Origin of the sequence: Streptomyces sp. SM18, assembly GCF_002910775.2 — a bacterium.
GTDB classification, from domain to species: domain Bacteria; phylum Actinomycetota; class Actinomycetes; order Streptomycetales; family Streptomycetaceae; genus Streptomyces; species Streptomyces halstedii.
This window is the reverse complement of the sequence record NZ_CP029342.1, coordinates 4,368,982-4,389,972: the sequence shown is the minus strand read 5'-3', so window position 1 is coordinate 4,389,972 and position 20,991 is coordinate 4,368,982. Positions and strand designations below refer to the sequence as shown.

34 protein-coding genes are annotated in these 20,991 nt (G+C 67.3%); 1 reads left to right on the top strand and 33 read right to left on the bottom strand.

Going from position 1 to position 20,991, the window contains the following annotated elements; genetic code table 11:
- Positions 1 to 213 precede the first annotated feature (213 nt).
- From rpsI to B9S64_RS20030, 3 genes are all read right to left on the bottom strand, one after another.
- Positions 214 to 750: a 30S ribosomal protein S9 gene (rpsI, locus tag B9S64_RS20040; RefSeq protein ID WP_028439237.1), complete on the bottom strand. Its 537-nt coding sequence runs from the start codon at positions 748 to 750 to the stop codon at positions 214 to 216.
- A gap of 44 nt (positions 751 to 794) precedes the next feature.
- On the bottom strand, positions 795 to 1,238 hold the full coding sequence (gene rplM, locus B9S64_RS20035) for a 50S ribosomal protein L13 (RefSeq protein ID WP_103492861.1): 444 nt from the start codon (positions 1,236 to 1,238) through the stop codon (positions 795 to 797).
- A 246-nt stretch (positions 1,239 to 1,484) separates the two neighbouring features.
- The gene (locus tag B9S64_RS20030; RefSeq protein WP_103492860.1) at positions 1,485 to 3,104 is read right to left on the bottom strand and encodes an ABC-F family ATP-binding cassette domain-containing protein; all 1,620 of its coding nucleotides are present in this window, start codon (positions 3,102 to 3,104) and stop codon (positions 1,485 to 1,487) included.
- Positions 3,105 to 3,170: 66 nt separating this feature from the next.
- On the opposite strand from B9S64_RS20030, the gene B9S64_RS20025 reads away from it, so the two are divergent.
- Positions 3,171 to 4,019 carry a hypothetical protein gene (locus tag B9S64_RS20025; RefSeq protein ID WP_103492859.1) on the top strand — a complete coding sequence of 283 codons (849 nt, stop codon included), beginning with the start codon at positions 3,171 to 3,173 and terminating at the stop codon, positions 4,017 to 4,019.
- A gap of 7 nt (positions 4,020 to 4,026) precedes the next feature.
- On the opposite strand, the gene truA is transcribed toward B9S64_RS20025, so the two are convergent.
- From truA to rplC, 30 genes are all read right to left on the bottom strand, one after another.
- Positions 4,027 to 4,881, bottom strand: a complete 855-nt coding sequence (gene truA / locus B9S64_RS20020; RefSeq protein ID WP_103492858.1) for a tRNA pseudouridine(38-40) synthase TruA — start codon at positions 4,879 to 4,881, stop codon at positions 4,027 to 4,029.
- A gap of 78 nt (positions 4,882 to 4,959) precedes the next feature.
- Entirely contained in the window at positions 4,960 to 5,466 is a 507-nt protein-coding gene (gene rplQ / locus B9S64_RS20015) for a 50S ribosomal protein L17 (protein ID WP_103492857.1), read from the bottom strand.
- Between the two features lie 191 nt (positions 5,467 to 5,657).
- The gene (locus B9S64_RS20010; protein ID WP_003966937.1) at positions 5,658 to 6,680 is read right to left on the bottom strand and encodes a DNA-directed RNA polymerase subunit alpha; all 1,023 of its coding nucleotides are present in this window, start codon (positions 6,678 to 6,680) and stop codon (positions 5,658 to 5,660) included.
- 137 nt (positions 6,681 to 6,817) lie between these two features.
- Positions 6,818 to 7,222, bottom strand: a complete 405-nt coding sequence (rpsK, locus tag B9S64_RS20005) for a 30S ribosomal protein S11 (protein WP_003956432.1) — start codon at positions 7,220 to 7,222, stop codon at positions 6,818 to 6,820.
- A 105-nt stretch (positions 7,223 to 7,327) separates the two neighbouring features.
- Positions 7,328 to 7,708 carry a 30S ribosomal protein S13 gene (gene rpsM, locus B9S64_RS20000; protein WP_014047799.1) on the bottom strand — a complete coding sequence of 127 codons (381 nt, stop codon included), beginning with the start codon at positions 7,706 to 7,708 and terminating at the stop codon, positions 7,328 to 7,330.
- A gap of 197 nt (positions 7,709 to 7,905) precedes the next feature.
- A complete protein-coding gene (rpmJ, locus tag B9S64_RS19995) occupies positions 7,906 to 8,019 on the bottom strand; it encodes a 50S ribosomal protein L36 (RefSeq protein WP_003956441.1) in 114 nt (37 codons plus the stop codon).
- Positions 8,020 to 8,079: 60 nt separating this feature from the next.
- Positions 8,080 to 8,301 carry a translation initiation factor IF-1 gene (infA, locus tag B9S64_RS19990; protein ID WP_003956442.1) on the bottom strand — a complete coding sequence of 74 codons (222 nt, stop codon included), beginning with the start codon at positions 8,299 to 8,301 and terminating at the stop codon, positions 8,080 to 8,082.
- A 168-nt stretch (positions 8,302 to 8,469) separates the two neighbouring features.
- Positions 8,470 to 9,306, bottom strand: a complete 837-nt coding sequence (map, locus tag B9S64_RS19985; protein WP_103492856.1) for a type I methionyl aminopeptidase — start codon at positions 9,304 to 9,306, stop codon at positions 8,470 to 8,472.
- 128 nt (positions 9,307 to 9,434) lie between these two features.
- Positions 9,435 to 10,091, bottom strand: a complete 657-nt coding sequence (locus tag B9S64_RS19980) for an adenylate kinase (RefSeq protein ID WP_103492855.1) — start codon at positions 10,089 to 10,091, stop codon at positions 9,435 to 9,437.
- Entirely contained in the window at positions 10,091 to 11,410 is a 1,320-nt protein-coding gene (gene secY, locus B9S64_RS19975; protein ID WP_103492854.1) for a preprotein translocase subunit SecY, read from the bottom strand. The genes B9S64_RS19980 and secY overlap by 1 nt, the downstream gene beginning before the upstream one ends.
- A gap of 224 nt (positions 11,411 to 11,634) precedes the next feature.
- Positions 11,635 to 12,090: a 50S ribosomal protein L15 gene (gene rplO, locus B9S64_RS19970; protein WP_103492853.1), complete on the bottom strand. Its 456-nt coding sequence runs from the start codon at positions 12,088 to 12,090 to the stop codon at positions 11,635 to 11,637.
- A 1-nt stretch (position 12,091) separates the two neighbouring features.
- On the bottom strand, positions 12,092 to 12,274 hold the full coding sequence (rpmD, locus tag B9S64_RS19965; protein WP_028439246.1) for a 50S ribosomal protein L30: 183 nt from the start codon (positions 12,272 to 12,274) through the stop codon (positions 12,092 to 12,094).
- Complete coding sequence (rpsE, locus tag B9S64_RS19960; protein WP_014047793.1) at positions 12,274 to 12,876, bottom strand: 30S ribosomal protein S5; 603 nt, start codon at positions 12,874 to 12,876, stop codon at positions 12,274 to 12,276. The genes rpmD and rpsE overlap by 1 nt, the downstream gene beginning before the upstream one ends.
- Before the next feature lie 46 nt (positions 12,877 to 12,922).
- Positions 12,923 to 13,306 (bottom strand): 50S ribosomal protein L18, encoded by a 384-nt coding sequence (gene rplR / locus B9S64_RS19955; protein ID WP_028439247.1) that lies wholly within the window; start codon positions 13,304 to 13,306, stop codon positions 12,923 to 12,925.
- Between the two features lie 2 nt (positions 13,307 to 13,308).
- A complete protein-coding gene (gene rplF / locus B9S64_RS19950; protein ID WP_028439248.1) occupies positions 13,309 to 13,848 on the bottom strand; it encodes a 50S ribosomal protein L6 in 540 nt (179 codons plus the stop codon).
- Positions 13,849 to 13,869: 21 nt separating this feature from the next.
- On the bottom strand, positions 13,870 to 14,268 hold the full coding sequence (rpsH, locus tag B9S64_RS19945) for a 30S ribosomal protein S8 (protein ID WP_028439249.1): 399 nt from the start codon (positions 14,266 to 14,268) through the stop codon (positions 13,870 to 13,872).
- 223 nt (positions 14,269 to 14,491) lie between these two features.
- Complete coding sequence (locus tag B9S64_RS19935) at positions 14,492 to 14,677, bottom strand: type Z 30S ribosomal protein S14 (RefSeq protein WP_003948630.1); 186 nt, start codon at positions 14,675 to 14,677, stop codon at positions 14,492 to 14,494.
- 2 nt (positions 14,678 to 14,679) lie between these two features.
- A complete protein-coding gene (rplE, locus tag B9S64_RS19930) occupies positions 14,680 to 15,237 on the bottom strand; it encodes a 50S ribosomal protein L5 (protein ID WP_006126888.1) in 558 nt (185 codons plus the stop codon).
- On the bottom strand, positions 15,237 to 15,560 hold the full coding sequence (gene rplX, locus B9S64_RS19925) for a 50S ribosomal protein L24 (protein ID WP_028439250.1): 324 nt from the start codon (positions 15,558 to 15,560) through the stop codon (positions 15,237 to 15,239). Before rplX ends, rplE begins: the two co-directional genes overlap by 1 nt.
- Before the next feature lie 2 nt (positions 15,561 to 15,562).
- Complete coding sequence (gene rplN / locus B9S64_RS19920; protein ID WP_003966950.1) at positions 15,563 to 15,931, bottom strand: 50S ribosomal protein L14; 369 nt, start codon at positions 15,929 to 15,931, stop codon at positions 15,563 to 15,565.
- A gap of 100 nt (positions 15,932 to 16,031) precedes the next feature.
- The gene (rpsQ, locus tag B9S64_RS19915) at positions 16,032 to 16,319 is read right to left on the bottom strand and encodes a 30S ribosomal protein S17 (RefSeq protein ID WP_028439251.1); all 288 of its coding nucleotides are present in this window, start codon (positions 16,317 to 16,319) and stop codon (positions 16,032 to 16,034) included.
- On the bottom strand, positions 16,319 to 16,543 hold the full coding sequence (gene rpmC / locus B9S64_RS19910) for a 50S ribosomal protein L29 (protein WP_014047786.1): 225 nt from the start codon (positions 16,541 to 16,543) through the stop codon (positions 16,319 to 16,321). Before rpmC ends, rpsQ begins: the two co-directional genes overlap by 1 nt.
- Positions 16,543 to 16,962, bottom strand: a complete 420-nt coding sequence (rplP, locus tag B9S64_RS19905) for a 50S ribosomal protein L16 (protein WP_014047785.1) — start codon at positions 16,960 to 16,962, stop codon at positions 16,543 to 16,545. Before rplP ends, rpmC begins: the two co-directional genes overlap by 1 nt.
- A gap of 5 nt (positions 16,963 to 16,967) precedes the next feature.
- Positions 16,968 to 17,804, bottom strand: coding sequence for a 30S ribosomal protein S3 (rpsC, locus tag B9S64_RS19900; protein WP_103492852.1), 837 nt, complete (start codon positions 17,802 to 17,804; stop codon positions 16,968 to 16,970).
- Complete coding sequence (gene rplV, locus B9S64_RS19895; RefSeq protein ID WP_026290933.1) at positions 17,804 to 18,151, bottom strand: 50S ribosomal protein L22; 348 nt, start codon at positions 18,149 to 18,151, stop codon at positions 17,804 to 17,806. The genes rpsC and rplV overlap by 1 nt, the downstream gene beginning before the upstream one ends.
- A gap of 43 nt (positions 18,152 to 18,194) precedes the next feature.
- Positions 18,195 to 18,476: a 30S ribosomal protein S19 gene (gene rpsS, locus B9S64_RS19890; RefSeq protein ID WP_003966956.1), complete on the bottom strand. Its 282-nt coding sequence runs from the start codon at positions 18,474 to 18,476 to the stop codon at positions 18,195 to 18,197.
- A 12-nt stretch (positions 18,477 to 18,488) separates the two neighbouring features.
- The gene (gene rplB / locus B9S64_RS19885; protein ID WP_028439253.1) at positions 18,489 to 19,325 is read right to left on the bottom strand and encodes a 50S ribosomal protein L2; all 837 of its coding nucleotides are present in this window, start codon (positions 19,323 to 19,325) and stop codon (positions 18,489 to 18,491) included.
- A gap of 39 nt (positions 19,326 to 19,364) precedes the next feature.
- Positions 19,365 to 19,688 (bottom strand): 50S ribosomal protein L23, encoded by a 324-nt coding sequence (gene rplW / locus B9S64_RS19880; RefSeq protein ID WP_003966958.1) that lies wholly within the window; start codon positions 19,686 to 19,688, stop codon positions 19,365 to 19,367.
- Positions 19,688 to 20,338 carry a 50S ribosomal protein L4 gene (gene rplD / locus B9S64_RS19875; RefSeq protein ID WP_014047782.1) on the bottom strand — a complete coding sequence of 217 codons (651 nt, stop codon included), beginning with the start codon at positions 20,336 to 20,338 and terminating at the stop codon, positions 19,688 to 19,690. Before rplD ends, rplW begins: the two co-directional genes overlap by 1 nt.
- Positions 20,339 to 20,342: 4 nt before the next feature.
- A complete protein-coding gene (gene rplC, locus B9S64_RS19870) occupies positions 20,343 to 20,987 on the bottom strand; it encodes a 50S ribosomal protein L3 (protein ID WP_014047781.1) in 645 nt (214 codons plus the stop codon).
- Positions 20,988 to 20,991: the final 4 nt, after the last annotated feature.

Here is a 20,991-nt window from a genome sequence, read left to right as displayed (position 1 = left end):
GTCCTCCGAAGGTGCTCCGAAACCACAAAACCAAAGCAATCAATCAATACAGGGCATGGCTGTGCACGACACGACAAACAAGGCGTGGTCACGACCACCAGCCCGATAAACGTCTTAAGCCGTTATACGCCCGCCGAGGCCGATAGACGAACGCCCCGGCAGCACGAGGTGTGCCGCCGGGGCGAACGTGTACAGCAGACGAGCAGGCGCGATTTAGCGCTTGCTGTACTGCGGAGCCTTGCGGGCCTTCTTGAGACCGGCCTTCTTGCGCTCGACCGCACGGTCGTCGCGGGAGAGGAAGCCGGACTTCTTCAGCGTGGCGCGGTTGTTGTCCACGTCCGCCTCGTTCAGCGCGCGGGCCACGCCGAGGCGCAGGGCGCCGGCCTGACCGGAGACGCCGCCACCCGAGATACGGGCGATGACGTCGTAGCGGCCGTCGAGCTCGAGCACCTTGAAGGGCTCGTTGACTTCCTGCTGGTGCACCTTGTTGGGGAAGTAGTCCTCAAGGGTGCGACCGTTGATCTTCCACTTGCCGGAGCCCGGAACGATCCGGACACGGGCGATGGCGTTCTTGCGACGGCCCAGGCCGGCCGCGGGCTGCGGGTCGCCGAAGCGGCCCGCGAGCGACTCGGAGGTGTACTCACCCTCGACGGGGACCTCCGACTCGAAGGTGGTCACCTCGGCGAAGGTCTCCTCGCCGTCGGTGCCCGCCACGTCCTCGGTGGTCGTCTCAACAGTGGTCTCGGCCACGATGCTCCTCAGATCTTTCTTTACGTCTTGGGGGGAGGCCGGAACTACTGCGCGACCTGGGTGATCTCGTACGGGACCGGCTGCTGCGCAGCGTGCGGGTGCTGGTCACCCGCGTAGACCTTCAGCTTCGAGAGCATCTGGCGACCCAGGGTGTTCTTGGGGATCATGCCCTTGATGGCCTTCTCGACGGCCTTCTCCGGGTTCTTGGAGAGCAGCTCGTCGTAGCGCACGGAACGCAGACCGCCCGGGAAACCGGAGTGGCGGTACGCCATCTTCTGGGTCTTCTTGTTGCCGGACAGGTGCACCTTGTCGGCGTTGATGATGACGACGAAGTCACCCATGTCCATGTGGGGGGCGTAGATCGCCTTGTGCTTACCCCGGAGGAGGTTCGCGGCCGTGGTGGCCAGACGGCCGAGGACGATGTCCTCGGCGTCGATGATGTGCCACTGGCGCGTCACATCGCCGGGCTTGGGGCTGTACGTACGCACGGTCGTAGCCTTCGCTTCTTCAGTGGATGGGTCCAGACACATGGCACCTCTGAAGCGATCATGCAGCTGGGGCTCACAATGCCGGGGACGCTGCCCGTATGCGAGCCACTGGTAACTGCTCCAGAGAACCTACGTAAGGGCCCTTCGCGTGAGAACGACCAAGCCAATACGTATAACAAACCAGAAGAGTACCGTCCGGCCCCCGCGCGGGTCAAAACGCCCCCCGCACGGGTGACCGGCCCCCTCCTACCTGGCGCGTCGCACCCTGCGCTCGTCCCAGACCGGCTCCGCGGTCTCCCGCACCACCCCGTCCGAGCCGAAGACCAGGAACCGGTCGAAGGACTTCGCGAACCAGCGGTCGTGGGTGACGGCCAGCACCGTGCCGTCGTACACCTCGAGGCCGTCCTGGAGGGCCTCCGCCGACTCCAGGTCCAGGTTGTCCGTCGGCTCGTCCAGCAGCAGCGCCGTGGTGCCGGCCAGCTCCAGCAGCAGGATCTGGAAGCGGGCCTGCTGCCCGCCGGACAGCCTCTCGAAGGCCTGGTCGCCCTGGCGCTCCAGCTCGTAGCGGCGCAGCACGGACATCGCGCCGCCGCGGTCCTTGGCGTGCTCGGTCCACAGGATCTCGACCAGCGTCCTGCCGAGCAGCTCCGGGTGGGCGTGGGTCTGGGCGAAGTGGCCGGGCACCACGCGCGCGCCGAGCTTCCACTCACCGGTGTGCGCCACCGGCTCCCCGGCGAGCAGCCGCAGGAAGTGCGACTTGCCGGAGCCGTTGGAGCCGAGGACCGCGACCCGCTCGCCGTAGTAGATCTCCAGGTTGAAGGGTTTCATCAGCCCGGTCAGCTCCAGCCCCGCGCAGGTCACCGCCCGCACCCCGGTGCGTCCGCCGCGCAGCCGCATCCGGATGTCCTGCTCACGCGGCGGCTCGGGCGGCGGGCCCGCCTCCTCGAACTTCTTGAAGCGGGTCTGCATCGCGTGGTAGCGGTTCGCCATGTCCGGGCTGTTGGCCGCCTGCTGCCGCATCCGCAGGACGAGCGCCTTCAGCCGGGCGTGCTCCTCCTCCCAGCGCCGCAGCAGCTCCTCGAAGCGCGCGAACCGCTCCTTGCGGGCCTGGTGGTACGTGGCGAACCCGCCGCCGTGCACCCACACGTCCGAACCGGCCGGACTCGGCTCCACACTGACGATCTTCTCGGCGGCCCGGGACAGCAGCTCCCGGTCGTGGGAGACGAACAGGACCGTCTTACGGGTCTCCTTGAGCCTCTCCTCCAGCCACCGCTTGCCGGGCACGTCCAGGTAGTTGTCCGGCTCGTCCAGCAGCAGCACCTCGTCCGGGCCCCGCAGCAGCGCCTCCAGGACGAGCCGCTTCTGCTCGCCCCCGCTGAGCGTGCGCACCTCGCGCCACTGCGCCTTCTCGTACGGGACGCCGAGCGCGGCCGTGGTGCAGATGTCCCAGAGCGTCTCGGCCTCGTACCCCCGCGCCTCGGCCCAGTCGCTGAGCGCCTGCGCGTACGCCATCTGCGCGGCCTCGTCGTCCACGGTCAGGATGCGCTCCTCGGCCGCGTCCACGGCCCGCGCGGCTTCCCGGATACGCGGCTGGGCCACGGACACCAGCAGGTCGCGCACGGTCCGCTCGTCCCGTACGGAACCCACGAACTGGGCCATCACCCCCAGCCCGCCGCTCACCGACACCGAGCCGCCGTGCGGCTGGAGCTCCCCGGCGAGCAGCTTGAGCAGCGTCGTCTTGCCCGCCCCGTTCGCCCCGACCAGGGCGACGACCGCCCCGTCCGCCACCCGGAACGAGGCGTCGCCGAGCAGCACCCGCCCGTCCGGCAGGTAGTACTCCAGATGGCCCGCTTCAAGATGTCCCATGACAGCATTGTCACGGCCCGAGAACCGCTGACCCAAACGGATTACCGCCGGTCTAGGATGCGCCGCATGAGCTTTGGGCAAGGGGGGCCCTCCTGGGGGCCGGAAGAGAGCCGGACTCCGGACTGGGCGGCACTGGCCGAAGCGTCCGAGGCGCGCGGCCGCCGCAGGAAGTGGCTGATGATCGGGGGCGGCGCGGTGGCCACGGCGGCCGTCGCCGCGATCGTGGCCACCGCCGTCGTCACGACCAACGGCGGCGGCTCCGCGGACGACCGGGCGAGCCGGCTGCCCGCCCCCGAGGACCTGCCGTCCAGCAGCACCGAGCCGCAGCCCTCCTTCTCCTCGGTCGCGCCGGCGCCCCCGCCGGACCCGAAGGACTACATAGCCGATGCGAAGAAGGACAAGGCCCCGGTCACCCTGGACGCCTTCTTCCCCGGCACGAAGCTGACCATGGGCGACCGCGTCTACGCCAAGGGGCCGACGAACGCCACCAAGAGCTGCGCCTCGACCACCCAGGGCGCCCTCGGGTCGATCCTCACCGACCACGGCTGCGACCGGGTCCTCCGCGCCACGTACAGCAAGGACGGGGTGGCGGTCACCGTCGGGATCGCCGTGTTCGGCACCGAGGCGGAGGCACGGAAGGCCGCCGAGGAGGCGTCCGGCGGGCTGGCCTCCCTCAGCGGCTCCGGCGTCCCCACCTTCTGCCGCGGCGGCGCGGTCTGCCGGCGCACCGCCAACTCCCACGGCCGCTACGCCTACTTCACGGTCGGCGGCTTCACCAGCGGCAAGAGCGTCACCAAGGCGGACCAGGACGTGTTCGCGGTGGGCAACGACCTCACCGAGTTCACCTTCCGTCAGATCCGCCACCGCGGCGAGGTCCAGGCGTCGGCGGCGGCCGGGGCCCCGGTCACCACCTGACGCCCGTTCAGCAGCAGGCCGCCCCCGGCAGCGACCTGACGTTCCGGGCCTCGGCGGCCCGGGACGCCAGCAACGCGTCCTCGGGGTAGGCGACTTCCTCCAGCGTCAGCCCGTGCGGCCGCACCACGTGCACCGCCGGGTCCCGCACCCCGGCCGCCAGCACCTCGGCGGGCCAGCCGGGCGGGCGGCGCCCGTCGCCGACGAACAGGGCCGCGCCGATCAGCGCCCGCACCATGTTGTGGCAGAAGGCGTCGGCCTGCACGGTCGCCGTCAGCACCCCGGAGGCCGCGTCCCGCTCCCAGCGCAGCTTCTGGAGCGTACGGATGGTCGTGGCCCCCTCACGCTTCTTGCAGTACGCGGCGAAGTCGTGCTCGCCCGTCATCAGGGCCGCCGCCTCGTTCATCGCGTCCAGGTCCAACGGCCGGTCGTGCCAGAGCACATGACCGCGCGTCAGCGGGTCCACCCCGCCCGGCCGGTCCCCCACCCGGTAGGCGTAGCGGCGCCACAGCGCGGAGAACCGCGCGTTGAACCCCGCCGGCGCCTCGGCCGCCCGCCAGATCCGTACGTCCAGGGGCAGCCGCCCGGCCATCCGGCGCAGCAGCTTCTCCCGGTGCTCGGCCCATACCTCGACCGGCAGGTCCACGTGCGCCACCTGCCCGCGCGCGTGCACCCCGGCGTCCGTCCGCCCGGCCACCGTCAGGTCGTACGTCACCGGGGACCTGGTCACGGTCCGCAGCGCGTCCTCGATCTCCCCCTGCACCGTGCGCCGGCTGGTCTGCTTCGCCCAGCCGGAGAAATCCTTCCCGTCGTACGACAGGTCCAGCCGTACCCGTACGTATCCGGGCTCTGCTTCGTCACTCACCCGCGCATCCTCTCAAAACCGAACGGGCCCGCACCGCCCCGAAGGGTGGTACGGGCCCGAAGCGGGGTCTCAGAACGCTCAGGCGTCCTTGGACTCCTCGGCGGCCTCGGCGGCCGGCTTGGCGTCCTCGACGGCCTCGGCCGGAGCCTCGTCCTTCTTGAGGGCGTCTTCCTTGACCGCGCGCTTGGTCGCGGCCTCGGCCTCACCGGTGGCCTGCTGGGCCACGGTCAGCGCCTCGACCAGCTCGATGACGGCCATCGGGGCGTTGTCGCCACGACGGTTGCCGATCTTGGTGATGCGGGTGTAACCACCGGGGCGGTTCTCGTACCGCGGGGCGATCTCGGTGAAGAGCGTGTGCACGATGCTCTTGTCCGTGATCGACTGCAGCACCAGGCGACGGTTGTGGATGTCGCCCTTCTTCGCCTTGGTGATGAAGCGCTCGGCGACCGGACGCAGGCGGCGGGCCTTGGCCTCGGTCGTGGTGATGCGGCCGTGCTCGAACAGCGCCTTCGCGAGGTTGACGAGAAGAAGCTTCTCGTGCGCAGCGCTGCCGCCCAGACGGGCGCCCTTGGCGGGCTTCGGCATGGTGTGTCTCCTTGTGTGCTGCACCGGCCGTATCAGGTACCGGTGTCAGTTCCCGCGAGGCGGTCGCCCCGCGGAAGTCGTGCGCGCCGCACGGCCGTCCTCGGGCCCAGGGGGCCACGGGATCAGGCCCGTCCGGCGCTTGAGGCCACGGCACGGGGCACCCGGAATCCGGGCGCCCCCGCCGGAAGGCGTCAGTACTGCTCGGTCTCCACGAAACCGGCGTCCGCGTCGTCGTCCGCGCCGAAGGCGTCCGCGGCGGCGGTCGGGTCGAATCCGGGCGGGCTGTCCTTGAGGGCCAGGCCCATGCCGGCCAGCTTCGCCTTGACCTCGTCGATCGACTTGGCGCCGAAGTTGCGGATGTCGAGCAGGTCCGCCTCGGAGCGGGCCACCAGCTCGCCCACCGAGTGGATGCCCTCGCGCTTGAGGCAGTTGTACGAGCGGACCGTGAGCTCCAGCTCCTCGATCGGCAGAGCCAGATCGGCGGCGAGCGCGGCGTCCGTCGGGGACGGGCCCATGTCGATGCCCTCGGCGTCGATGTTGAGCTCACGCGCCAGACCGAACAGCTCGACCAGGGTCTTACCGGCCGACGCCATGGCGTCACGGGGACGCATGGCCTGCTTGGTCTCGACGTCGACGATCAGCTTGTCGAAGTCGGTGCGCTGCTCGACACGGGTCGCCTCGACCTTGTACGTGACCTTGAGCACCGGCGAGTAGATGGAGTCGACCGGGATCCGGCCGATCTCCTGGCCCACCTGCTTGTTCTGGACGGCGGAGACGTAGCCGCGACCGCGCTCGACGGTCAGCTCCATCTCCAGCTTGCCCTTGCCGTTCAGCGTGGCCAGGACCAGGTCCGGGTTGTGCACCTCGACACCGGCCGGCGGGGCGATGTCGGCGGCGGTGACCAGGCCGGGGCCCTGCTTGCGCAGGTACATCACGACGGGCTCGTCGTGCTCCGAGGAGACGACCAGCTGCTTGATGTTGAGGATGAGGTCGGTGACGTCCTCCTTGACACCCGGCACGGTGGTGAACTCGTGCAGGACGCCGTCGATCCGGATGCTGGTGACAGCCGCACCGGGGATCGAGGAGAGGAGCGTGCGACGCAGGGAGTTGCCGAGGGTGTAACCGAAGCCCGGCTCCAGCGGCTCGATCACGAACCGGGAGCGGAACTCGTCGACGACCTCTTCGGTCAGCGACGGACGCTGAGCGATAAGCATGGGGAGATCCTTCAGTCGGGGGCACCCACTATTTGATGCCCGACAGATAAGACAAGGATACGGGCGGCACACCCCCGAAGGGGCATACCGCCCGGACCCGGCGCTACTGACGCACGGCCGTCACCGGCCGTGACGGATCAGACGCGACGGCGCTTCGGCGGACGGCAGCCGTTGTGCGGCGTCGGGGTGACGTCCTGGATCGAACCGACCTCGAGGCCGGTGGCCTGGAGGGAGCGGATCGCGGTCTCACGGCCGGAGCCGGGACCCTTGACGAAGACGTCCACCTTGCGCATGCCGTGCTCCTGCGCGCGGCGGGCGGCCGACTCGGCGGCCATCTGCGCGGCGAAGGGGGTGGACTTGCGCGAGCCCTTGAAGCCGACGTGGCCGGCGGAGGCCCAGGAGATCACGTTGCCCGAGGGGTCCGTGATCGAGACGATGGTGTTGTTGAACGTGCTCTTGATGTGCGCGTGGCCGTGAGCGACGTTCTTCTTTTCCTTGCGACGCACCTTCTTGGCTGCGCCCTGACGACCCTTGGGGGGCATGTCTTGACTCCAGATGGAGAGGGGAGGTGATCGGTCCTACAGCGAAGACCGCTGGTTGCTGCGCACGTCCGGCGGACCGGAGAGACGCAGTGCGTCCGCTGAGGACTACTTCTTGCCGGGCTTCTTCTTGCCGGCGATGGCGCGACGCGGGCCCTTGCGGGTACGCGCGTTCGTGCTGGTGCGCTGACCGTGGACCGGCAGACCGCGACGGTGCCGGATGCCCTGGTAGCAGCCGATCTCGATCTTGCGGCGGATGTCGCCCTGGATCTCGCGGCGAAGGTCACCCTCCGTGCGGAGGTTGGCGTCCACGTACTCGCGGATCTTGACCAGGTCCTCTTCGGCCAGGTCACGAACGCGGGTGTTCGGGTTCACGCCGGTGGTGGCGAGGATCTCCTTGGACCGGGTGCGCCCGATACCGAAGACGTAGGTGAGGGCAACCTCCACGCGCTTTTCGCGCGGGATGTCAACACCTGAAACGCGTGCCATTCAATGGCTCCAGTTGTCATGTCGGGGGTCTTCCGCAGTGCCGCTCCCGAACGCCGACCCCGCCCCTGGGGGAGGAGGTGGTACGCCCGGGTCCCCGGCCCCCGCCGGAGGTGTCGTCAGCCGTGGCTTGGACGGGCACTGCGTATGTACGTGTACGTGCGTCGCGCGAAGAGCTGCGAGATGCAGGTGGTCGTGCGTCAGCCCTGGCGCTGCTTGTGGCGCAGGTTGTCGCAGATGACCATGACCCGGCCGTGACGGCGGATCACCTTGCACTTGTCGCAGATCTTCTTGACGCTCGGCTTGACCTTCATGGGATGTCAGGTTCTCCGGGTCAGTGCCCACACCACGCCGAAGCGGGGTGGCGGCAAGATCTACTTGTACCGGTAGACGATCCGGCCACGCGTCAGGTCGTACGGAGAGAGCTCCACGACGACCCGGTCATCCGGGAGGATACGGATGTAGTGCATCCGCATCTTGCCGCTGATGTGCGCGAGGACCTTGTGACCGTTCTGGAGTTCCACCTTGAACATGGCGTTCGGGAGGGACTCGATCACGGTGCCCTCAATTTCGATGGCACCTTGCTTCTTGGCCACGCTTCGCCTTTCGAATCGGCTACCTTGATCGACTCTCGTCCTTGGTGTGCAGACATACGGGCACACTGATGCACGAGAGCCGACGAGTCAGTCTACGTCAGCGGACTCCAAAAGACGAATCCGTCAAGTTTGCCCACTCGGGCCGATCCGAAAACCAGCCCGCCCCCGTCAGCCCAGCGGGTCCGGCGCCGGCTCGATGCCGTACTTGGCGAGCCGCTCCCGGCCGCAGTCCGGTGCGGTCAGCACCAGCGGCCCCTGCTCGGTGAGCGCGATCGAGTGCTCCCAGTGCGAGGACCAGGTCTTGTCCGTCGTGAGGACCGTCCACTCGTCGGCGAGCACCTCCGTCTTCGCCGTACCCAGCGAGACCATCGGCTCGATCGCCAGGCACACACCCGGGACCAGCTTGATCCCCTTGCCCCGCTTGCGCGAGACGTAGTTCAGCAGGTGCGGGTCCATGTGCATCTCGGTGCCGATGCCGTGGCCGCCGTAGTCCTCGATGATCCCGTACTTCCCGGTCGCCGGGCGGGGCTGGCGGCGGATGTAGGACTCGATGGCCTTCGAGATGTCCACGAGCCGGTTGTTCACCTTCATCGCGGCGATCCCGGCCCACATGGACTCCTCGGTCACCCGGGACAGTTCGACCAGTTCCGGAGCGTGACCGGTGCCCACGAAGGCCGTGTACGCCGCGTCGCCGTGCCAGCCGTCCACGATCGCGCCGGCGTCGATGGAGATGATGTCGCCGTCCTTCAGGACGGTCTTGTCGTCCGGGATGCCGTGCACGACCACCTCGTTGACCGAGGTGCAGATCGTCGCGGGGAATCCGCCGTACCCCAGGAAGTTCGACGTCGCGCCGTGCTCGGCGATCACCTTGCGGGCGACCTCGTCCAGGTCCTTGGTGGTGGCACCGGGGACCGCGGCCTCACGGGTGGCGGCGTGGACGGCGGCGACCACCAGCCCCGCCTCGCGCATCTTCGCGATCTGCTCGGGGGTCTTGATCTGCACCATCTGCTCGGCGCCTCTCTCTGCCTGGGGTGGGAACGGTCGATGCCGTACTCCACGATACGGCGCACACAGTCGGCCGCGGCGCCCGATGGCGTCGCGGCCGACTGTGGTGGTACGGGGTGAGGACCCGGTCAGCCCTCGGACTTCTCCAGAGCCTCCATCGCGCGGTCGGTCACCTCGGTGACCTTGCCGAGCGCGGAGATCGTCACGACCAGACCCTGGGTCCGGTAGTAGTCGATGATCGGCTCGGTCTGCGTGTGGTAGACCTCCAGCCGGGTGCGCACGGTCTCCTCGCTGTCGTCGTCACGCTGGTACAGCTCGCCGCCGCAGACGTCACAGACGCCCTCGGTCTTCGGCGGGTTGTACGTCACGTGGAAGACGTGCGCGCTGTCGTTACGGCAGATGCGGCGGCCCGCGATGCGCTTGACCACCTCGTCCTCGGGGACCTCCAGGTCCAGGACCGCGTCCAGTGCGACGCCCTCGTCACGGAGCATCGCGTCGAGCGCCTCGGCCTGTCCCACGTTGCGCGGGAAGCCGTCCAGCAGGAAGCCGCCCACGGCGTCCGGCTGGGCCATGCGGTCCTTGGCCATTCCGATGGTGACTTCGTCCGGCACCAGCTGCCCCGCGTCCATGAAGGCGCGGGCCCGCTTGCCAAGGTCGGTGCCCTGGCTGATGTTGGCGCGGAAGAGGTCGCCCGTGGAGATGTGCGGAATCGAGAGATTCTTGGCAAGGTACGCGGCCTGCGTACCCTTGCCGGCACCGGGCGGCCCGACGAGGACAATTCGCATCAGCGGAGGAACCCTTCGTAATTGCGCTGCTGGAGCTGACTCTCGATCTGCTTCACGGTCTCCAGACCCACACCCACGATGATCAGGATGCTCGTCCCGCCGAACGGGAAGTTCTGGTTCGCACCGCCGAAGCCCGCCAACGCCATCGTCGGCACAAGAGCGATCAGACCCAGATACAGCGAGCCCGGCCAGGTGATCCGGTTGAGCACGTAGCTCAGGTACTCGGCAGTAGGTCGACCAGCCCGGATGCCCGGGATGAAGCCACCATACTTCTTCATGTTGTCGGCGACTTCCTCGGGGTTGAACGAAATCGCCACGTAGAAGAAGGCGAAGAACACGATCAACAGGAAGTACGTGGCGATGTAGTAGGGGTGGTCACCCTTGACGAAGTGCGCCTGGATCCAGGTCGCCCAGCCCGCGGTCGAATTGGAGAACTGGACGATGAGAGCGGGAATGTAGAGCAGCGAAGAAGCGAAGATGACGGGGATCACACCCGCCTGGTTCACCTTCAACGGGATGTATGTGGACGTACCGCCGTACGACCGGCGCCCGATCATCCGCTTCGCGTACTGGACCGGGACCCGGCGCTGGGCCTGCTCGACGAAGACGACGAGGCCGACCATCACGAAGCCGATCAGGATCACCGTGATGAACTCGATCCAGCCGTCGGCCAGCTTGCCGCTCTCCTTGATGGTCCACAGGGCCGCGGGGAAGCTGGCGGCGATCGAGATGAACATCAGGATCGACATGCCGTTGCCGATGCCGCGGTCGGTGATCAGCTCACCGAGCCACATGACGGCGGCGGTGCCGGCGGTCATGGTGACGACCATGACGATCGTGGTGAACATCGACTGGTTCGGGACGATCTGACTGGCCACGGGGCAGCCGCTGAACAGCGCGCCGCTGCGCGCGGTGGCGACCAGTCCGGTGCCCTGGAGGACGGCCAGCGCGACGGTCAGATACCGCGTGTACTGCGTGATCTTGGCCGTGCCCGACTGCCCCTCCTTCTTGAGGGCTTCGAGCCGGGGGATGACGACGGTCAGCAGCTGAAGGATGATGCTGGCCGTGATGTACGGCATGATGCCGAGCGCGAAGATCGTGATCTGCAGCAGTGCACCACCGCTGAACATGTTCACCAGGCCGAAGAGGCTGTTGTTGCCCTCGCTTGCCTGATTAACACAAATCTGGACGTTCTCGTAGCTCACCCCCGGTACGGGAATGTGCGCACCGAGACGGTAGAGCACGATGATGCCGAGCGTGAAGAGCAGCTTCTTGCGCAGGTCGGGCGTCTTGAACGCCCGGGCGAACGCGGTGAGCACGGTGCCTCCTGCGACCCCCGCGCAAAAGCGTGAGGTGACGGTCTTGAGGATCGACGAATAGGTAACAGCCAAAGGACCCCGGGCGGTTGCCCAAGGCGTACCACAGCTACAGTGCACGCCACCTTACCGGCGGACATGCCCCCCTAGGAACGACCAACCGGGGATGCCCCATATGAGAGGCATCCCCGGTCGGATGTTCAGCGCACCGGCTTGTCCGAGTTGTCTCAGACGAGTTCGGTGACGGTGCCGCCGGCAGCGGCGATCTTCTCCTTGGCGGAGCCGGAGACGGCGTCAACCGAAACCTGCAGCGCCACGGAGATCTCGCCCTGTCCGAGGACCTTGACGAGGTGGTTGTCACGCACGGCGCCCTTGGCGACCAGGTCGGCCACCGTGACCTCTCCACCCTCGGGGTAGAGCGTCGCGAGCCTGTCCAGGTTCACGACCTGGTACTCCGTGCGGAACGGGTTCTTGAAGCCCTTGAGCTTCGGGAGACGCATGTGGAGGGGCATCTGCCCACCCTCGAAGCGCTCCGGAACCTGGTAACGAGCCTTCGTACCCTTGGTACCACGGCCTGCGGTCTTACCCTTGGACGCCTCACCACGACCCACACGGGTCTTGGCGGTCTTGGCGCCCGGGGCAGGCCGGAGGTTGTGGGCCTTCAGCGGGCTGTTCTCCGCCATGTCAGTCAACCTCCTCAACCGTCACGAGGTGGCGGACGGTGTGCACCATTCCGCGGAACTCGGGGCGGTCCTCCTTGACAACCGAGTCGTTCAGGCGCTTGAGCCCGAGCGAACGCAGGGTGTCGCGGTGGTTCTGCTTGCTGCCGATGTACGACTTCGTCTGCGTGATCCTGAGGCGAGCCATTACGCACCCGCTCCCGCACGCGCACGGAGCAGAGCCGCGGGGGCGACGTCCTCGAGGGGCAGACCGCGGCGGGCCGCGATCTCCTCGGGACGCTGCAGGCCCTGGAGGGCCGCCACGGTCGCGTGCACGATGTTGATCGGGTTCGACGAACCGAGCGACTTCGACAGGATGTCGTGGACGCCGGCGCACTCCAGGACGGCGCGCACCGGGCCACCCGCGATCACACCGGTACCGGGGGAAGCAGGCTTGAGCAGGACGACGCCCGCGGCCTTCTCGCCCTGGATCGGGTGCGGGATGGTGCCCTGGATACGCGGGACCTTGAAGAAGCTCTTCTTGGCCTCTTCGACGCCCTTGGCGATGGCCGCGGGAACTTCCTTGGCCTTGCCGTATCCGACACCCACGGTGCCGTCACCGTCGCCCACCACGACCAGCGCGGTGAAGCTGAAGCGACGACCACCCTTCACTACCTTGGCGACACGGTTGATCGCGACGACACGCTCGACGTACGCGGTCTTCTCGGCGGCTGCGCCACCGTCACGGCCCTTCCGGTCCCGCCGCTCGCCGCCACCGGCACCGCTTCCGCGGCGCTGGGGTCCAGCCATTGGATTTACCTCTCTCTGTTACGTCCGCTGTGCGTAGGAACCGGGGCTAGAACTTCAGTCCGGCTTCACGGGCGGCGTCAGCCAGAGCGGCAATCCGCCCGGCGTACTGGTTACCACCGCGGTCAAACACGACGGCCTCGACGCCTGCGGCCTTGGCACGCTCGGCGACCAGGGCGCCGACCTGCTTGGCCTGGGCGCTCTTGTCACCCTCGCCACCACGGATCGACGTGTCCAGGGTCGACGCCGAGGCGAGCGTGTGGCCCGCGACGTCGTCGATGACCTGGGCGACGATGTGGCGGTTGGAACGCGTCACGACCAAGCGGGGACGCTCCGGCGAACCGGAGATGTGCTTGCGGACGCGGATGTGGCGCCGCTTGAGAGCGGCGCGCTTGTACGCGTCGCCCTTGGCGATCTTCACACCGTATGCCATGGCTACTTACCAGCCTTTCCGACCTTGCGGCGGATGACCTCGCCCGCGTACTTGACGCCCTTGGCCTTGTACGGGTCGGGCTTCCGCAGCTTGCGGATGTTGGCGGCCACCTCGCCGACCTTCTGCTTGTCGATGCCCTCGACGCTGAGCTTCGTGGGCGACTCGACCTTGAAGGTGATGCCTTCCGGAGCCTCGATGAGGATCGGGTGGCTGTAGCCCAGGGCGAACTCCAGGTTGGAGCCCTTCGCCTGGACGCGGTAACCGACACCGCTGATCTCGAGCGCCTTGCTGTATCCCTGGGTCACACCGGTGATCATGTTCGCCACCAGCGTGCGGGACAGGCCGTGAAGGGCCTTGTTCTGACGCTCGTCGTTCGGGCGGGAGACGCTGAGCACGCCGTCCTCACCCTTGGTGACCTCGATCGGCGCGGCGACGGTGTGCGTGAGGGAACCCTTGGGGCCCTTCACCGCGACCGTGCGGCCATCGATGGTGACGTCCACACCGGCGGGAACCTGGATGGGGAGCTTGCCGATTCGCGACATGAGCTTTTCCTCCGTTCCCGACTACCAGACGTAGGCGAGGACTTCCCCACCTACGCCCTTCTTGCTGGCCTGCTGGCCGGTCAGGAGACCGTGGGACGTGGAGATGATCGCCACGCCCAGGCCGCCGAGGACCTTCGGCAGGTTGGTGGACTTTGCGTAAACACGCAGACCCGGCTTCGAGATGCGCTTGATGCCGGCGATCGAACGCTCGCGGTTGGGCCCGAACTTCAGCTCCAGGACGAGGTTCTTGCCGACCTCGGCGTCCTCGACCTTCCAGCCGGTGATGAAGCCCTCCTGCTGGAGGATCTCCGCGATGTGCGACTTGATCTTGCTGTGCGGCATCGCGACATCGTCGTGATACGCCGAGTTCGCGTTGCGCAGACGCGTGAGCATGTCTGCGATGGGATCAGTCATGGTCATGAGTTGGCCTTCGGCCTCTCTCGCCGGGGTTTCCTGTATGCGCCATCCCTCTCCCCACTCAGTGGCGGGACGGGTGCGGTGCGGGGACCTACGGCGTAGTAAGTCGGTCAGGGCGGCAGGCGCCCAACCCTTCAAGCCTACGGCATGAAGAGCGGGGCTCCTGCCGACCAGATACTTACCGAGAGCTTTCCGGTACTCCCAACGCCCGAGGGCGAGGGGAGAGTTACCAGGAGCTCTTGGTCACGCCCGGCAGCTCGCCACGGTGAGCCATCTCACGAAGGCACACGCGGCACAGGCCGAACTTGCGGTAGACGGAGTGGGGCCGGCCGCAGCGCTGGCAGCGGGTGTACCCGCGGACGCCGAACTTCGGCTTGCGGGCGGCCTTAGCGATCAGAGCCTTCTTCGCCACGGTCAGTTCTCCTTGAACGGGAAGCCGAGGTGACGAAGGAGGGCACGACCCTCGTCGTCGTTGGTCGCCGTGGTCACCACGGTGATGTCCATGCCCCGGACCCGGTCGATCTTGTCCTGGTCGATCTCGTGGAACATGACCTGCTCCGTGAGACCGAAGGTGTAGTTGCCACGGCCGTCGAACTGCTTGGGCGACAGGCCGCGGAAGTCACGGATACGCGGAAGCGCGAGCGACAGCGTACGGTCCAGGAACTCCCACATGCGGTCACCACGGAGGGTGACGTGGCAGCCGATCGGCTGCCCCTCGCGCAGCTTGAACTGCGCGATCGACTTGCGGGCCTTGGTGACGGCCGGCTTCTGACCGGTGATCGTGGTGAGGTCCCTGACGGCACCGTCGATCAGCTTGGAGTCGCGGGCGGCGTCGCCCACACCCATGTTGACCACGATCTTGACCAGACCGGGAACCTGCATGACGTTCTCGTACGAGAACTCCTCACGCAGCTTGCCGGCGATTTCCTCGCGGTAGCGCGTCTTGAGACGCGGCGCAGTGGTGGCAGTCATCAGATGTCCTCACCGGTCCGCTTGGCAACGCGGATCTTCTTGCCCTCGTCGTCGAAGCGGTAGCCGACGCGGGTGACGACCTTGTTGCCGTCCTTCTCCACGACCAGCTGCACGTTGCTGACGTGAATCGGGGCCTCGGTGGTGACAATGCCACCGGTCTGCGAGCCGCGAGCCGTCTGACCGGCCTTGGTGTGCTTCTTGACCCGGTTGACACCCTCGACGAGGACGCGGTCCTGAGCGGGGTAGGCCACGATGACCTTGCCCTGCTTGCCCTTGTCCTTACCGGTGATGACCTGGACCAGGTCGCCCTTCTTGATCTTCATGCTTACAGCACCTCCGGCGCGAGCGAGATGATCTTCATGAACTTCTTCTCGCGCAGCTCTCGGCCCACCGGGCCGAAGATACGGGTGCCGCGGGGGTCGCCGTCGTTCTTGAGAATGACAGCGGCGTTCTCGTCGAAGCGGATGTACGAGCCATCCTGGCGACGACGCTCCTTGACGGTGCGAACGATGACGGCCTTGACGACGTCACCCTTCTTCACGTTGCCACCGGGGATCGCGTCCTTGACGGTGGCGACGATGACGTCACCGATGCCCGCGTAGCGGCGACCCGAGCCACCGAGAACACGGATGGTGAGAATTTCCTTCGCACCCGTGTTGTCGGCGACACGCAGTCGCGACTCCTGCTGGATCACGTCTATCTCCTGATCGTCTGCCGGTTCCCGGCAGGGGCTCTTTCACAAGAGCCCCTGCCGAGCCTGGCGGAACTGGCCTGAGGGGAATTCCCCTCAGGAATTACTTGGCCTTCTCGAGGATCTCGACGATGCGCCAGCGCTTCGTCGCGGACAGCGGACGCGTCTCCATGATGAGGACGCGGTCACCGACGCCTGCGGCGTTCTGCTCGTCGTGGGCCTTGAGCTTGTTCGTACGGCGGATGACCTTGCCGTACAGCGCGTGCTTGACGCGGTCCTCGACAGCGACGACGACGGTCTTGTCCATCTTGTCGCTGACGACCAGACCCTCACGGGTCTTGCGGAAACCGCGGTCGCTCGTCTTGGTCTCAGTCACAGTGCTCTCGCTCATCAGACGCTCTCCACCGTCTCGATGCCCAGCTCGCGCTCGCGCATCAGGGTGTAGATCCGGGCGATGTCCTTACGGACGGACTTGAGCCGACCGTGGTTCTCGAGCTGGCCCGTCGCCGCCTGGAAGCGGAGGTTGAACAGCTCTTCCTTGGCCTCGCGGAGCTTGTTGAGGAGCTCCTCGTTGCCCAGCTCGCGCAGCTCGGACGCCTTGGTTCCGGCCGACATCACGACTCACCTGCCTCGCGCCGAACGATCCGGCACTTCATCGGAAGCTTGTGAGCAGCGCGGGTGAGCGCCTCACGAGCAATCTTCTCGTTCGGGTAGGACAGCTCGAACATCACCCGACCGGGCTTGACGTTCGCGATCCACCACTCGGGAGAACCCTTACCGGAACCCATGCGGGTCTCGGCGGGCTTCTTCGTCAGGGGGCGGTCCGGGTAGATGTTGATCCAGACCTTGCCGCCACGCTTGATGTGGCGGGTCATCGCGATACGAGCTGCCTCGATCTGGCGGTTCGTCACGTACGCCGGGGTCAGCGCCTGGATGCCGTACTCGCCGAACGCAACCTGCGTGCCACCCTTGGACATACCGCTGCGCTTCGGGTGGTGCTGCTTGCGGTGCTTGACCCTACGGGGGATCAGCATGTCGGTCAGGCCTCCGTTCCGGTGCTCTCAGCCGGAGCAGCGGCGGCGGGAGCCTCGGCCTTGGGGGCCTCGGCTGCCGGCGCGGACTGCTGCGGCTTGCGGCCGCGACCGCCGCGCTCGCCACCACGGCCACCACGGCCGGCCGGGCGGTCAGCGCCGCCACGGGCCGGACGGTTGCCGGCGCGAGCCGCTGCGTTCTCGGCGCGGACCTCGGCGATGTTCTTGACGTCGCCCTTGTAGATCCAGACCTTCACGCCGATGCGGCCGAAGGTCGTCTTGGCCTCGAAGAAGCCGTAGTCGACGTTCGCGCGGAGCGTGTGCAGGGGCACACGGCCCTCGCGGTAGAACTCCGAGCGGGACATCTCGGCGCCGCCGAGGCGGCCACCGCACTGGATCTTGATGCCCTTGGCGCCGGCCTTCATCGTGCTCTGCATGCTCTTGCGCATGGCACGACGGAAGGAGACGCGGGAGGAGAGCTGCTCGGCGACGGCCTGGGCCACCAGCTGAGCGTCCACCTCGGGGTTCTTGACCTCGAGGATGTTCAGCTGGACCTGCTTGCCGGTCAGCTTCTCCAGCTCGCCGCGGATGCGGTCGGCCTCGGCGCCGCGGCGGCCGATGACGATGCCCGGACGAGCGGTGTGGATGTCTACACGGACCCGGTCGCGGGTGCGCTCGATCTCCACCTTGGAGATGCCGGCCCGCTCCATGCCCTTCGTCATCATGCGACGAATGGCAACGTCTTCCTTGACGTAGTCCTTGTACAGCTTGTCGGCGTACCAACGGGACTTGAAGTCCGTGGTAATGCCGAGTCGGAACCCATGCGGGTTAACCTTCTGGCCCATTACCGGGTTCCTTCCTTGCTGCTGACGACCACGGTGATGTGGCTGGTCCGCTTACGGATCCGGTAGGCACGGCCCTGAGCACGCGGACGGAACCGCTTCAGGGTCGGGCCCTCGTCCACGTACGCCTCGCTGATGACCAGCGAAGAGGCGTCAGGGTGGTCGTAGTTGTGTGCAGCGTTGGCGATGGCGCTGTCCAGCACCTTGCCAACCGGCACGCTCGCGGCCTGCGGGGCGAAACGCAGGACCGCCTGAGCCTCCGTGGCATCCATGCCACGGATGAGGTCCACCACGCGGCGGGCCTTCATGGGCGTGACGCGGATGTACCGCGCCTGGGCCCTGGCTTCCATGGTTGTCCCTTCGGTGTGAGTCATAGTCGTTTCCACCCCGCGCTTAGCGGCGCTTCGACTTCCGGTCGTCCTTGACGTGGCCGCGGAAGGTGCGAGTCGGCGAGAACTCGCCGAGCTTGTGGCCGACCATCGACTCGGTGACGAACACCGGGACGTGGATCTTGCCGTTGTGCACCGCGATGGTGTGACCCAGCATGGCCGGGACGATCATCGAGCGACGGGACCAGGTCTTGATGACGTTCTTGGTGCCTGCCTCGTTCTGTACGTCCACCTTCTTGATGAGGTGTCCGTCGACGAAGGGCCCCTTCTTGAGACTGCGCGGCATCTAAACCCGCTCCTAGCGCTTCTTGTTCGTCTTGCGGCGGCGGACGATGTACTTGTTGCTCGCCTTCTTGGGAGAACGAGTACGACCCTCCTTCTGACCCCACGGCGAGACCGGGTGACGACCACCGGAGGTCTTGCCTTCACCACCACCGTGCGGGTGGTCAACCGGGTTCATCACGACACCGCGGACGGTCGGGCGCACGCCCTTCCAGCGCATGCGGCCGGCCTTGCCCCAGTTGATGTTCGACTGCTCGGCGTTGCCGACCTCGCCGATGGTGGCGCGGCAGCGGGCGTCGACCAGCCGGATCTCGCCGGACGGCATACGAAGGTGGGCCATGGTGCCCTCCTTCGCCAGCAGCTGCACGGAGGCACCCGCGGAGCGGGCGAACTTCGCGCCGCCGCCGGGCCGCAGCTCGATGGCGTGGATCGTCGTACCGACCGGGATGTTGCGCAGCGCCAGGTTGTTGCCCGGCTTGATGTCGGCGGCCGGACCGTTCTCGACGCGGTCACCCTGCGACAGGCCACGGGGGGCGATGATGTAGCGCTTCTCGCCGTCCGCGTAGTGCAGCAGCGCGATGCGCGCGGTGCGGTTCGGGTCGTACTCGATGTGCGCGACCTTGGCCGGCACGCCGTCCTTGTCGTGACGACGGAAGTCGATCACGCGGTAGGCGCGCTTGTGGCCACCACCCTGGTGGCGAACGGTCACACGACCGGCGTTGTTACGGCCGCCCTTGCTGTGCAGGGGGCGGACCAGCGACTTCTCCGGCGTGGACCGCGTGACCTCGACAAAGTCGGCGACGCTGGAGCCACGACGGCCCGGGGTCGTCGGCTTGTACTTGCGGATACCCATTTCTCAGTCCTCGTCCGATTCCGGACGACTCGACCTCCGTCAGGAGGTCGGGCCGCCGAAGATGTCGATACGGTCGCCCTCGGCGAGGGTCACGATGGCGCGCTTCGTGTCGGCGCGCTTGCCGAAACCGGTGCGGGTGCGCTTGCGCTTGCCCTGCCGGTTGATCGTGTTGACCCCGGTGACCTTGACCGAGAAGACCGCTTCCACGGCCTGCTTGATCTGGGTCTTGTTGGAGCCGGGCGCGACGATGAACGTGTACTTGTTCTCGTCGAGCAGCGCGTAGCTCTTCTCGGAAACGACCGGCTTGACGAGAACGTCGCGCGGGTCCGAGTAGGTCTTGCTGGTAACGGTCGCCTCACTCATCAGGCGGCGCTCCCTTCGGTCTCAGCGGTCTGGGGGCCAGACACGAAGGACTCGAAAGCGGCCTGGGTGAAGACCACGTCGTCAGAGACGATCACGTCGTACGTGTTCAGCTGGCCCGGCTCCAGGATGTGCACCTGGGGCAGGTTGCGCGCGGACAGCCACGCGGCCTCGTCGGAACGCTCGGCGACCAGGAGCAGGTTGCTGCGCTCCGAGATCTTGCCGAACAGCGTCTTGACGGCCTTGGTGGAGATCCCACCCTCGACCACGCCGGTGACGACGTGGATGCGGGAGTGACGCGCCCGGTCCGAGAGGGCACCGCGCAGGGCGGCGGCCTTCATCTTCTTGGGGGTGCGCTGCGAGTAGTCGCGCGGCTGCGGGCCGTGGACGACGCCACCGCCGACGAACTGCGGTGCGCGGGTCGAACCCTGGCGGGCGCGGCCGGTGCCCTTCTGGCGGTACGGCTTGCGGCCACCACCACGGACTTCGCCGCGACGCTTGGTCTTGTGCGTGCCCTGACGGGCGGCTGCCAGCTGTGCGACGACGACCTGGTGGATCAGCGGAACGCTGGTCTTCGCGTCGAAGATCTCCGCGGGGAGCTCGACGGTACCGGCCTTGTCGCCTGCCGGCGAAAGGATGTCAATGGTGCTCATTACCTCAAGCCCCCTTGGCCGCGGTACGGACCAGGACGAGGCCGCCGTTGGGACCGGGGACCGCGCCCTTGATGAGCAGCAGACCCTTCTCCGCGTCGACCGCGTGGATGGTCAGGTTCTGGGTGGTGACGCGCTCGTTACCCATGCGACCGGCCATGCGCATGCCCTTGAAGACACGCCCAGGGGTGGCGCAGCCACCGATCGAACCGGGGGAGCGGTGCTTGCGCTGGACGCCGTGTCCGGCGCCGAGGCCCTTGAAGTTGTGACGCTTCATGACACCGGCGAAGCCCTTGCCCTTGCTCTTGCCCGTGACGTCGACCTTGACGCCGGACTCGAACACCTCGGCAGTGACCTCCTGGCCCAGCGTGTACTCGCTGGCGTCAGGGGTGCGGAGCTCCACCAGGTGGCGGCGCGGGGTGACGTCGGCCTTGGCGAAGTGACCCTTGAGGGGCTTGTTCACCTTGCGCGGGTCGATCTCGCCGAAGGCGATCTGGACCGACTCGTAGCCGTCGCTGTCGTTGGTGCGGACCTGGGTGACGACACACGGCCCGGCCTTGACGACGGTCACCGGGACAACCCGGTTGTTCTCGTCCCAGACCTGGGTCATGCCGAGCTTCTCGCCCAGGACGCCCTTAATGTTCTTAGCCATCTCG